Below are 12,186 nucleotides of genomic sequence, written 5' to 3'. Positions count from 1 at the left end.
GGAGCGATTTACTCTTTGTTGCTCGGTTTTTACTTAGCCCACTAGGTTACAAACCTCGCGCCGCGATTAAATCGCTCCTATTTTGAACAAATTTTAATCCGTAAAGGTCAACAGACCCTAAAGCCCTGCAAAATAGCAGGGCTTTTTATTTGTTTTACTGAAGATTTTACTACTTTTTCTTAAATGCTTTTTTTAACGCACGTGTTCCCTCTTGTGGCCCTAAAATAAGCCACAAAAAGGTAACCCCACCTGGGACTAAAACGGCTTTTAGTATTGGGCCGAGAATAAAAGAATAAAAATAAATAAGTGGAATAAAAAGTACATAACCAATAACACGTTTGATAAACTCCATATATCACCTTTCAATTAATTGAGCATGCTCACAAACTTAATTGAGCGCGCTCAATTTATCAAGTGCAAATTTAAACCCAACATCCAATAAAATTTTAAAGCATTGAATAATATGAGTAAAAAAGAAAAAACACGGGATAAAGTTTTAGCTTCTGCATGGGAGCTTTTCTTATTACAAGGCTATGACCACACATCAACAAGAGAAATTGCCGTTGCAGCTAATGTGGCCGTTGGTACTGTGTTTAGCCATTTTGAAAATAAAATTGATTTGCTTATGGCCGGTATGCAGCAACAAATTAAAGTTATTATCGAGCAAGCAAAGCAATCAGATACTCAGCACCCTCCTCGATTGAAGTTACGCCACTACGCTCACCCCCTTTACTCCTTTTATTGTGAAAACAGTGAATTTAGTAAATTACTAATTAGCGACATTATTTGGCGTGCTGATTTTTTTAAAGCACAAATGGATGAATTTAAAAAACTACTATTTAGTAAACAACCAAACTTTGATGAAATAAAAGCAAGTGTGATGATGGACTGTTATTTTATGACCCTGATCACTGGTTTAAACGACGAGATACCGAATGCAGAAAGCATGTTAAGGCAACTGAGCAACAAAATTGCATTGTTGTAACGTCAATTATAAAAAGCTGGAGTTTAAGTCTGTGTATTACTGAACCATTGATGGAAAAACCGATGTTAGCTGCAATTAAAATGTCTAACTTAGAACATCTAAATAATTACATTGTTGCTTTGTTTAATTTGGTTTTCCTGTTCCTACACAACTCACTTAATAAAACGCGTAGATATAAGTTAAAAAGAAACGGCCAATACAAGCCACCAAAAACTCCCTCCCTGATAATATTTTTTAAAAATTCACCTATTGCTTAGACTTGTTTAAATCAATTTAAGTATGATGTGTTCTTCAAGGTGTGTGCTCCACCAGCAGTAAAGCAATATAAATCAATGCAAACTAAATTTAATTGATCACCGTTATTAATTAATCAGAAGGCGTATTAATTTGCGAGCTCAAGAACGCCGTATAATTTAACAGTGCTTTATCGACACTAAGTGCAGGGTTTTGATTATGTTCAGCATTACTATTAATTGTACTTCCCCACTTAAGCCAGTCGTTTGGATGTTTTGCTAAACTAGTAACTAAATTATTGTATGCACCTAACATTAAAGAGTGCTCTGCCCCACCGACAGTGATATATAAAAATGTCGGTTGTTTTATACAATTTATATTTGTTTTTAAAAATGCATCAAACCGCTTAGTCACTGTCATATCGTCATACCAAGCGGCTGGGCTAAATGCAAAGTAACCATTGAATAACTTTGGTTTAGTATGCAGCGTGTATAAAGTAAAGCTGCCCCCAGCTGAAAATCCGGTCAAAATTCGATTTTCAGTTAATGTGTAGTTGGCCTCTAAATAAGTAAGTAATTCTTGCTCTATAAAAGCTAAAAACAAATCAGCTTTACCAAAAAGTTCAGGCGAAGTTTCATTGTTAGGTCGAGGATTTATATTAACGTCCTTCCTTGCATAAGGTGGCACAAGATCACGATTTCGAGTATCAGTAAAAAACTGATTAGGTATGGCAACTAAAATAGCCTCATTCAATATACTTTCAGGATTTAATGCTTTTAGCGCCTTATCCCAGTTAGCTAAATTAAAATTACCGTCTGTTTTTATAAAAAGTGGATACGCTTTAGTTTTATCATAATTGTTAGGTAATCTTATAAATACTTTTCGAGACTCTTCAAGCACTTTCGAATCTAGGGTTACATCAACAAACTCTGATACATCATTCTGATAATAACTAAACCCAATTGTTACAACCCCAAATACACCAACAGCAAACAGCAGATTTAAAATAATCGTTTTTCTAATTATCATACGGGGCTCATTTTAGTTAATTGCTTATGCCATACACCACTAGTAAGTTGCGGGTTAAATACAAAGCCAAGTTTAGTGAGTAAATTATAACATCGAACATTTTTACCATGAATTTCTGCGTATAGGTGCTGAATGTTTAATGATCTATGCACCTCACTGATAAAACCTTTCAGTACTTCATGCATTAAGCCTTGTTGCCAATAAAAAGGATCAAGCTCAAAGCCCAAATAAGCAGTTTTAGTTTGGTTATTAATGTCATACAAACCACAAGTACCAATTAAGTCTCCAGACATATTATGTTCAATCGCAAGCCGAACACCTTCACCTTGGTAATAACTCGAAATATCATCTTGAATTAATTGCTTAATATGCTCTTTATTTAGCGGCGCTTTATAATCATTAAATTCATAAACAAGGGGATTATTCAAAATGTTTAATAGCGCTGCGCCATGTTTGTGAGTAATTAAACGAAGAGTTGCACGGGGTAATTTTATAGTTTTAAACATGCCTATGCCAAGTAAAGTAAACGCGCTTTAAATAGCACTTTATAGAACGTCATTATTAACTTACCATATCGTATTAACAAGCATTAATTGAGATAAACTATGAGCGACAATTTTAAAGTAATACAACCTACTACTACTGTTTACTGCCCAAAACGTGGTGAAGGTTGGACCCTCACCGGCATTACTAATATTGATGAGTTCACATCGGTTATGTTTGATGGCGTACGTTACACCTTACCAGCGAGAGAAATTGTGGAGGAGTTGCTGCCTAACCAATTAGCGCGTGAACAGCAGCAAAGCTAGTCAAGTTGGATGTTATCTTAAGGCTGAAAGTATTTACAGCCTTCTGACTATTATCGCCCAAGTTTTCATTAAAACTAGAACCACTCATTTGCTAATCAATTACTATTCCTTTTTTTTAATTTCCAAATCATCTTTTACACTTAACTGGTGTTGTCCAGGTATTAAGATCATGATTATTATAGCAACAGAAATTAACAAAATTACTCTTAGTAGAGCTGAAGTTATAAAACCTTCTAGCATAATAACTAAAAAAACTAGCGGTACCGCGAAAAATACGCCTAAGTAGCGGTGACGATTTGTGAATTCATATAATGAGCCACATCGAATACATCTATAACGAGTCGACATTAAAGATAGAATAAACCACGATAATGAAATTTTAGCATGGCATTTAAAACACTTTGGTAACATATACAACCAATATTATTAAGAAAAATTAAAGTTACTGAATTTTCAGCTTAGATTTGTGTAAAAGTTCGGTTCACCAACTTTCACTAAAAATTCAAAACGCCTCATCTTCACTGTATACATTTACATTAAGTTCATCGTTATCTTCAAATACGACAAACGAAATAGGCCTGCAACACACTTGGCAGTCTTCTATGTATTGCTCATCAATATCAGCCACATCAATTAATACTTCTATAGATTCGCCACAGTAAGGGCAACTAATTGACTTTTCGGTTAACTGGTTCATATCTTACCTACTATTCGTATGACTGTATGATCTCACTTTAGTAAATAACCCTATATAAAACAATGCTGGTAAAGTGACTTAATAATTCAAATTTAAACAGCATTAGCTAAAATTTTGTTTAACTTAATTAAATCAACTAAGCCATATTGGTCCTGCTGTAAAAAATAATCACATTGCCAACGCTGTGTGCTTTTAGCTGCGTTACTAAATACGCCTGAACCACTCAGAGCCCTACTTTCACTCCAAGGTGGAAACACCCTAAAAGCGGTTTTTCCCTTACGGTTCGTACCTGTAACTATGCCTTTTTTAACTAACAACTCAACCGGAAATATAAATAAACCACTTTGTAAATTTGCTACTTGGTTGTTACTAGAGGTTAATCCATCACTTGAAACCGCCACTAATAAGTAGTCAAACTCATTGGTAAAAGGAATTGGCTTAGAATTACTACAATCCGCTGGGCGTTTCCATAGTGCTAAAAAAGCACCTGGTCTGTCTGGTGTAACTTTAGCTTTTCTGTAAATTATTCGATTATGGTTTATAGTGAATGCATACCCATGGTACTGAGCATTTTGATTATGAGGTATTAACTCATCAGCGTTTGGAAGTTTATACTCTGAGGAAACAAAGTTGTTTTGTAGAACGACTAGAAATTCATCATGCAAATTATCAGTCGTCATTAAACTTTTCATACATAGCATCCGTTTTATATAAAGTAAGTTCAACCCCCCCAGCCACATTGTAATGAAAGAGTTTTTAAAGTTAGCGGGTCTTACTATACAAGTATTTATTCATAACTACAGGTGATAAATTTTATGAAACACACATTAGCGCTAGCATTAACCTCTGTGGGGCTTTTGTTTAGCTCATTAACGTACGCTAAAACCGAACAAGCTATTTTAGCAGGAGGCTGTTTTTGGTGTATGGAAAGTGACTTTGAAAAACTCGAAGGTGTAACCGATGTGATCTCAGGTTTTACTGGCGGTGAAATTAAAAATCCTACTTACAATGGTAATCATCGCGGCCATTACGAAGCCGTTCTGGTTACCTACAACACTGACGTATTAAGCTATCAAGATATTTTAAACCATTACTGGGTTAACATTGATCCTTTTGACGCCAAAGGTCAGTTTTGTGATAAAGGCCCAAGCTACCGTAGCGCAATTTTTGTAGCTAATGAGCAACAACGAAAGCTAGCTCAAAAATCTAAAAAAGCTGTTATTAGTGAGTTTACTAAGCAAACAGTGATAACCCCTATTCTTGATGCGAAAACCTTTTACCCGATAAAGGGCAAAGAAAGTTATCATCAAGATTACTATAAAAATAACCCTATTCGTTATAATACCTATCGCTGGCGCTGTGGCCGTGATAGCCGCCTAGAAGACATTTGGGGCGATAGAGTTACCCATTAAGTTTATTAAACCAAAAAGGCTGTAAAAAATGCAGCCTTTTTATTTATTCCCTTATCTCGCTAACTAAAAAAATTAATTTTTCAAGACGGTTAAATAGCTTTCTACAATGACGATTTCTTTTTTATAGGAAATACCATAAACGCCATTTCAAAAACAAAGCCCGCAATAATAAAAATAAATAAGCCAGTAGTGCTACCATACGAATAACACGTAATAGCGGCAATAATTAATGCAGCTAAAATCAACCATTTTATAAATATATTCATCTTTAATACCTTCGGTTCTGTTGATTTATCATGGCAAATTCCATTTAGGTAATCAGATCCTATGCATCATGATTATTCACCAAAAAAGTGTGTCTAGCGTAATTACTAGCTTATTGTTTGTCTATTAAAACGTTATAGTAAAATGTTACGGATTGTTTCTACTGAGTTTTTATTTTCAAAAACGCGCTATTTGTAGAATCTTTAATTACTAATACCTCAAGTAAGTACACCTTCGCTCACAATAATTTATTAAACATTCTAATACAAAGGTAAAATTTTTGTTGCCACAAAAGGGACTAATGGGTACTTTAAATAAATGATTAGTTTTATGAATCTAACCAATAATTAAGTACTAAATACGATTTTATACCTCAAATTTATACAGGAGATTTACCTTGCTTGATATCATCGCGCTTTTTATAAAAGTAAATGATTACAAAACATTTAATGAAGCGTCAGTAAAGTTAAATATTCCTTTGCCCACCTTACAAAGAAAAATAAAAAAACTTGAAGAAGACTTATCTTTAGCGTTGTTTTATCGTGAAAAAGGAAGTTTGCGATTAACTGAGCCTGGAAAAAGCTTTTATAGCCATTGCTTAGCTCACGTAGAGGGTTTACAAAGTACGCTGTGCAATTTTAAGAACTCTAGTGAAAATGAAGTGAGTAAAATTAAATTAATAGCGCCGCAAAACTTTATAAAGAGCGTGTACTTCTCAGGCGTTATAAATCAATTCACCCTACTTTATCCAAATATTAAGATTCATATGATGCTATCAGATGAACGTCTTGATTTAAAAGCCACCGAGTTTGATTTAGCTATTAGAATTGGAAAATTAGATAGCTCACAAAATATATGTAAAGTCATTAACCAAATGAGCTTTGTTTTAGCTTGCTCATCGAGTTTAATTAAGCAATATGGTATGCCAAGTAATTTTAACGATTTGGCTGAACTCCCCCACATATCGTGCTCGCCATTCGAAAATTGGTCTTTTAAAGCAAATAAAAATGAGAAGGTTATTTTTAAACCTCAACCTAACTTTATTTCTAACGATATAGAAATGTGTGCCTTAGCTGCTATTGAAGGAAGAGGTGTTTATTATGGCCCAAAATATTGTTTATTACCTTATATAAAAGATGAAAGCTTGGTTGAAGTATTAACACAGTACACACCCGTTAAGCGAGATGTAAACCTAATATGGCCTGATAAACTAATCCCAAAAAGTACACGCTATCTAATCGATTTTTTAGAGTACTCTCTCAAGGGGATAAAAATGTAGCTACAATAGCACTATAGTCTTAATGAGTTTTTGTAATATTTAAGCAACTAATATTTTTGAAAAACCAACTTTCATTTAACACTCTATAAAAATATAGCGAGTTCTTTAGAATCAAAATCGGTCCAAAATTAGATTATTTAATTAGGGCCTAATTAAAATATGATTTTAAAGGATGTAACTTAATGAAAAAAATATTACCCCTATTGCTTTTGTCACACACAAGTTTTGTAAGTGCCAATACAACAGCAATTTATCCAGATCAACTTAAAAATGAAAGCTTAGGTGCCGGAGTATGCTCAGCTGATAATAGACTAATTACAAAAGCTGAAGCGCAAACTTATAGAAACGACCTTGTAAACAAAATGGGGAAGTGGCAAATAACGGGATTGGCTAACGGCTGGGTCATTATGGGCTCTGGTTACGCAGGTGAAATCAAACAAGGGACTGCTGCAAATTCTTGGTGCTACCCTACCGATCCCATTAATGAAATTCCTACAATAAGCCCCGTAAAAGTAGCACCTGGCAGTCAAAGCCAAATTGAATGGGACTTAGTAAATCAAAAAGAGGGTTTTATAAAACCCCTTTCATACCTTGCTCATACAATGGGATTTGCGTGGGTTGGTGGAAATCGCTCAAGCTATGTTGGTGATGACATGGAGGTGTCCAAAACGGGCTCAGGATGGAAAATACAAGGTTACAACGGTGGAAGTTGTGATGGTTACCGATGTGATGAAAAGTCAGCTATTACTGTATCTAACTTTGAATATGTGATGGATAACGAATCATATAAAATAACTGGTGATATTGTTGCTGCTGACAAAGAACTAATCAAAACGCTAACAGTCCCTGCAGTGAATGACACGTCAGCAGCTCAAATGTCAGTCGTTACCATTGAATACGATGCGGCAACCAACTGGTCTAAAACCAATGATTACAGTATTTCTGAGTCTGTTACATTATCTAATACATGGAAGTCTCCCTCTGTTACTGGTGGCTCAGACACTTCGTTATCTGTTACTATAGCAGCAGAGCAAGCATGGGGAACAAGTAACGGCGGCTCTGAAGCTGAACGTGTTGTTGTACAGGCAAGAACCAATGTACCAGCATTTACAAAGCTTAATGCAAAGGTCGATTTGTTTAAATCATCAATATCGTATCCTTATTCATTCGATGCTGATATTACCTACGATCTATCAATAAATGGCTTTATGCGTTGGGGAGGCAATGCTTTATTGAGCCATCCTGAAAACAGACCTAATGACACTGCTAATTTTGTAATAGGCCGTTGGGCAGGTCAAGAAAATAGCATTGAGTATCAATGGGAACACCGCTATATACCAGGTGAGAATAAAAAATGGGATTGGCCTTGGATGATACAACAAACAAGCTTATCAACAATGCAATACTATTTAAGTCATGTTTTAAGACCTAAAAAAACAACCCTAACAGGCCACTTTTATGCACAAAGCCAATTTGCTGGTAGCGTTTATTTTGGTGATGAAACCCCACTTGTTACTAACCAAAGAAGTAAGCGAAGTGTTTCAGCTAGTGATTACTCAAGTGCAGAAAAGTTAAAAAAAGAGTTTGAAGATGCTGGTTTTAAAAATGTAGTTGTTAATATTGAAATGATTGATTTATAAATCCCCGTGGGCTCTCATAATGAGAGCCCTATTTTATAAATTTACACAAAAATATAATTATCACACGCCTATTTTACTTTCACTTTATTAGAAAACACATACAGCTCAACCCAACCTCGCCTTTAGTTTATTTAAACGTTATGCTTTGATGTTAATAAAAGTATTGATCTCCTTTGTCTATTAAACATATTTCAGCAAAAATGATTATAAAAATAATAAGAGAACAGCAATGACACAAAATACAAACAACAGCGTAGTAATACTCAGTGCGGTTCGTACCGCAATTGGTGGCTTTGGTGGCAGCCTTAAAGATTTTAGCCCCGCTGAGCTTGGCACTCTGTGCGCAAAAGAAGCACTAAACCGATCTCAGCTTACCCCTGACCAAATTGGCTCATGTGTGGTAGGCAAAGTTATTCATAACGGCCCAAAAGACGCTTACCTATCAAGGGTTATTGGACTAGATGCTGGGTTACCTATAAGCAGCCACGCTGTAACGCTTAATCGCTTATGTGGTTCAGGGCTTGAAGCAATCATACAAGCGGCACAACAAATTCAATTAGGTGATGTAGATGCAGCCCTTGCTGGCGGAGCAGAAAGCATGAGTAGCTCTGCCTACACCCTCGAAAGTAACCGCTGGGGGCAAAAAATGGGTAATAGCACTATGGTTGATGAGCTCACCACGACCTTACAAGACCCATGGGATAATAACCCGATGGGAATAACAGCTGAAAACATTGCAGAAAAATATTCAATTAGCCGTCAGCAGCAAGATGAGTACGCAGCAAACAGCCATAATAAAGCAGCTAATGCCATTAGTGCAGGCCACTTTAAAGAGCAGATTGTGCCAATAGAAATCAAGTCGCGAAAAGGGACGCATATTTTTGACACCGACGAACATGTTCGCGCCGATACCACAGTCGATAAACTTGCAACTTTAAAGCCCTACTTTAAAAAAGATGGAACAGTTACCGCAGCAAGCTCATCCGGTATAAACGATGGTGCAGCCATGTTGGTACTTATGTCAGAGCAAAAAGCTAATGAGCAGGGCTTAAAACCGCTCGCTCGTTTAGTGGGTTATGCCAGAGCCGGCGTTGATCCTACTTTAATGGGTATCGGCCCTATTCCTGCAGTACAGCAGGTATTTGAAAAAACGGGTTTAACTATTGACGATATGGATGTGATTGAGTCTAACGAGGCCTTTGCAGTACAAGCACTGTGCGTTGCTAACGAGTTAAACTTTCCTGCGCATAAGGTAAACCCGAATGGCGGCGCCATTGCGTTAGGGCACCCTGTTGGCGCAACGGGCGCCATACTTACCACCAAATGCTTGTACGAGCTAAAACGAATTCAAGGTAAATATGGCTTAGTCACAATGTGTATTGGCGGCGGGCAAGGTATTGCAGCCATTTTTGAAGTGCTTTAGTTTTTGACCTCATTAGGTTTGAATACAAATGCGTTACTTACATAGAGGCCTAAGAAGCGCTTTGTTTTTAGAAGAAGTAAAAACGTGTAAGCCTATATTTTTGCATTTTTCCTCTTTAGTTTCTCTTTGTGAAAATCGCTTTTTAAGGTTTTTTCACAAAGAGAAGTAAGAGTTGGTTCATCATATGGATTAGCTATAAAATATGTGCAAACTCTCGTCTACAAATCGTTTTTTAATGTTAACTTTCTTACGCCTAATAAAACGCCACCAAATGAGATTAAAAATAATATTGGTAAAAACAGTAATGTTTGGGTGTTGCCTATATCTGTAGCTGGGCTACCAATAACAGCAAGCGTATTAATTAACAGCAGTATCAAACTTGATTGCAAATAGCCCTTGTAACCTATAGCTCCTGCAAATAACAGCATAATAAATGATCCTGATATTGCAGGCGTAAAAGGTGCGGCGGCGAGTATCATGCAAACAAACGAAAATATGACAGCACATCTAATTATTACTTTAAACATAACAACCTCCTTGATAAATGGCTTTAAATCCACCAGCTATTTATAACTGTATTACTACAAATCGTATTCCACCTAAGAGCCCAAAACTAATTTTTAGTTTATTAATAACCTCAATATAAAAACTACCTATTCCCAAACTGCCGTTCACAGGGCTCTCCGTCTTTATCACCGTCCATTTTAGTATCGGGGCAATGTTGAATAAAAAATAATGCCTCTGCATAAGAGGTCATTTGGCTACAATGTTGGCGACCATCACAGCGAAATGCTTGCTCTGTTTTAGTAATTGAGCTTGAACCCGCGGGCATAAATGACTCTAAGTTAGCGTTAGTTACTACAGATGTTTGCTTGGTATTTAAAAACCGGTTTTATAACACTAAAGCCAATACTAAAAATAATTCCAAGCGTTATAAGTTTCATTAATGATGAATTCTTACCTGACGTTTTGCTTATTCTAACCGGCCTTGTTGAAGTTTTTATGTGTGGTTGTGCTAGTACGCCCTCAATACGGCAATTTACAGCTTTAGTTTTACCGTTAGGCTCGGTTGCAACCTCAAAATAGATAATGTCGCCCGCTTTAGGTTTGCGGCTCATATGTTTGAGCGATGATATATGTATAAAGGTATCGTGTTGCAGTGTGGTTGATTTAATAAAGCCAAAGCCTTTATCGTCATTCCACGATTTTAATAATCCTTTATTCATCCTTGAATCATCCATTTAATAGCTGTTAATTTTACAGCCTGTGCTTTTATCATGATAAAGAAAAATACTCTTTGTGTATGTTTCTTATTTCAAAAAACGACACCACTGTATATAAAAACAGTGAAAGTCATTAACTCTACCCTTTATTCAATTATTAGTTACTTGTAAGTGCGAATACTCGTAATGCCGAGCCAGTACCGCCACGTATTTTAAGCGGAGGCACAATGGCAATAAACTCATAGACTTTTTCTTTTGCTAGCTCCTCAAGGAACAAGTTTTCTATTATGTAAATACCGTTATCTGCCAATAACATCATATGTACAGGAAAAACCTGAAATGAGGGTTCTGTGGCAATGGGTGGGCGTTTTTCAAAGGTAAGGGTGTCATTACCCACAACACTTACACCAGCCTTTATTAAAAACTGTGCACCACTTACACCAACACCTGCAGAATGATCTGCAATATATTGCTGTGGGTTATTAGCAAAGTATTGCCCCCAGCCCGTTCTAATAAACACGGTATCGCCTTTTTTAATTTTTACCCCTTGCGATTTTGCTGTTCTTTTTAAATGTAATGCCGTTATATCAAAACCAGCAGCTAGTGGCGTATTATCACCATTAATAAAGCGTGCCACATCAAGTAACACAGTTCGGTTACTCAATAAGTTTACAGGATAATGATCAATTCCTAAGTCACTCCCTACACCACTGCGCCCTATTCCTCTGCGATCATTGGTCGCTTGCGCCGCATCTACTCCACCATACAGTAAACCATCTCGACCAATATGACCTAACGCATCGATAGTAGGACCTCCATGATGACCACTCCATTGCATTATTTCTGATGTGAATGAGAGCTGATTGTTATCACCAAATGTACCACGCGTATCAGCATGAGTTGCATTAAGTGCCATTGAGTATTTTGGATTAACAGACGCTATAGGGGAATTTTCATCCCAATTATGAGACAAATCATAAGTTTTGGCTTGACTGACAAGAGTAATAAACTTTTCAGTTTGCTTAGATTTACTTAATTCTTTGCTATTGCTCGCTAAACTCGAACAACTAATTAGCAAAAACATAAACAATATCAACATTGCCTGTTTCATCGTATCTCCTAATTTTTATATGTTTAACACACCATCTAAAAAAATAGCGACTAAAATAAGCCGCTACATACATTCACACA

14 protein-coding genes and 1 pseudogene are annotated in these 12,186 nt (G+C 36.2%); 6 read left to right on the top strand and 9 right to left on the bottom strand.

Translation table 11 applies throughout. The features are described from left to right. Nucleotides 1-169: 169 nt before the first annotated feature. The gene (locus CWB76_RS06020; protein WP_138606183.1) at nt 170-352 is read right to left on the bottom strand and encodes a hypothetical protein; all 183 of its coding nucleotides are present in this window, start codon (nt 350-352) and stop codon (nt 170-172) included. Between the two features lie 111 nt (nt 353-463). Here CWB76_RS06020 and CWB76_RS06015 point away from each other — a divergent pair, with 111 nt between their 5' ends. After that, a complete protein-coding gene (locus tag CWB76_RS06015) occupies nt 464-985 on the top strand; it encodes a TetR/AcrR family transcriptional regulator (RefSeq protein ID WP_138606181.1) in 522 nt (173 codons plus the stop codon). A gap of 366 nt (nt 986-1,351) precedes the next feature. On the opposite strand, the gene CWB76_RS06010 is transcribed toward CWB76_RS06015, so the two are convergent. Both CWB76_RS06010 and CWB76_RS06005 read right to left on the bottom strand, forming a co-directional pair. Beyond that, nucleotides 1,352-2,248, bottom strand: a complete 897-nt coding sequence (locus CWB76_RS06010) for an alpha/beta hydrolase (protein ID WP_138606179.1) — start codon at nt 2,246-2,248, stop codon at nt 1,352-1,354. After that, nucleotides 2,245-2,754, bottom strand: a complete 510-nt coding sequence (locus CWB76_RS06005) for a GNAT family N-acetyltransferase (protein ID WP_138606178.1) — start codon at nt 2,752-2,754, stop codon at nt 2,245-2,247. Before CWB76_RS06005 ends, CWB76_RS06010 begins: the two co-directional genes overlap by 4 nt. Before the next feature lie 99 nt (nt 2,755-2,853). Here CWB76_RS06005 and CWB76_RS06000 point away from each other — a divergent pair, with 99 nt between their 5' ends. Continuing rightward, a complete protein-coding gene (locus CWB76_RS06000; RefSeq protein WP_010390026.1) occupies nt 2,854-3,057 on the top strand; it encodes a hypothetical protein in 204 nt (67 codons plus the stop codon). A gap of 502 nt (nt 3,058-3,559) precedes the next feature. Here the strand turns inward: CWB76_RS06000 and CWB76_RS05995 are convergent. Then, nucleotides 3,560-3,754, bottom strand: a complete 195-nt coding sequence (locus CWB76_RS05995; protein WP_054200950.1) for a CPXCG motif-containing cysteine-rich protein — start codon at nt 3,752-3,754, stop codon at nt 3,560-3,562. Between the two features lie 92 nt (nt 3,755-3,846). Next, the gene (locus tag CWB76_RS05990) at nt 3,847-4,446 is read right to left on the bottom strand and encodes a MepB family protein (protein WP_138606176.1); all 600 of its coding nucleotides are present in this window, start codon (nt 4,444-4,446) and stop codon (nt 3,847-3,849) included. 123 nt (nt 4,447-4,569) lie between these two features. Here CWB76_RS05990 and msrA point away from each other — a divergent pair, with 123 nt between their 5' ends. Further along, complete coding sequence (gene msrA / locus CWB76_RS05985) at nt 4,570-5,166, top strand: peptide-methionine (S)-S-oxide reductase MsrA (protein WP_138606174.1); 597 nt, start codon at nt 4,570-4,572, stop codon at nt 5,164-5,166. Between the two features lie 101 nt (nt 5,167-5,267). Here msrA and CWB76_RS20040 read toward each other — a convergent pair whose 3' ends face one another. After that, nucleotides 5,268-5,432, bottom strand: a complete 165-nt coding sequence (locus CWB76_RS20040) for a hypothetical protein (RefSeq protein ID WP_171039595.1) — start codon at nt 5,430-5,432, stop codon at nt 5,268-5,270. 395 nt (nt 5,433-5,827) lie between these two features. Between CWB76_RS20040 and CWB76_RS05980 the strand changes: the two genes are divergently transcribed. The 3 genes from CWB76_RS05980 to CWB76_RS05970 all read left to right on the top strand — a co-directional run bounded on the left by CWB76_RS05980 (nt 5,828) and on the right by CWB76_RS05970 (nt 9,772). Continuing rightward, entirely contained in the window at nt 5,828-6,709 is an 882-nt protein-coding gene (locus CWB76_RS05980; protein WP_138606173.1) for a LysR family transcriptional regulator, read from the top strand. A 182-nt stretch (nt 6,710-6,891) separates the two neighbouring features. Beyond that, nucleotides 6,892-8,349: an aerolysin family beta-barrel pore-forming toxin gene (locus tag CWB76_RS05975; RefSeq protein WP_138606171.1), complete on the top strand. Its 1,458-nt coding sequence runs from the start codon at nt 6,892-6,894 to the stop codon at nt 8,347-8,349. A 229-nt stretch (nt 8,350-8,578) separates the two neighbouring features. Beyond that, a complete protein-coding gene (locus tag CWB76_RS05970) occupies nt 8,579-9,772 on the top strand; it encodes an acetyl-CoA C-acyltransferase family protein (protein ID WP_138606169.1) in 1,194 nt (397 codons plus the stop codon). A gap of 218 nt (nt 9,773-9,990) precedes the next feature. Here the strand turns inward: CWB76_RS05970 and CWB76_RS05965 are convergent, their stop codons facing one another. The 3 genes and pseudogenes from CWB76_RS05965 to CWB76_RS05955 form a co-directional block, all read right to left on the bottom strand. Next, entirely contained in the window at nt 9,991-10,299 is a 309-nt protein-coding gene (locus CWB76_RS05965) for a DUF6419 family natural product biosynthesis protein (protein WP_138606167.1), read from the bottom strand. Nucleotides 10,300-10,421: 122 nt separating this feature from the next. Next, nucleotides 10,422-10,998, bottom strand: a pseudogene (locus CWB76_RS05960) (cold shock domain-containing protein). Nucleotides 10,999-11,152: 154 nt separating this feature from the next. Continuing rightward, complete coding sequence (locus CWB76_RS05955) at nt 11,153-12,106, bottom strand: cyclase family protein (protein ID WP_138606165.1); 954 nt, start codon at nt 12,104-12,106, stop codon at nt 11,153-11,155. Between the last annotated feature and the right edge of the window lie 80 nt (nt 12,107-12,186).

Source organism: Pseudoalteromonas sp. S1609, from assembly GCF_005887255.1.
In the GTDB taxonomy this organism is placed as follows: Bacteria; Pseudomonadota; Gammaproteobacteria; order Enterobacterales; family Alteromonadaceae; genus Pseudoalteromonas.
The sequence above is the reverse complement of the archived record's forward strand: the minus strand, read 5'-3'. Positions and strand labels throughout refer to the sequence as shown.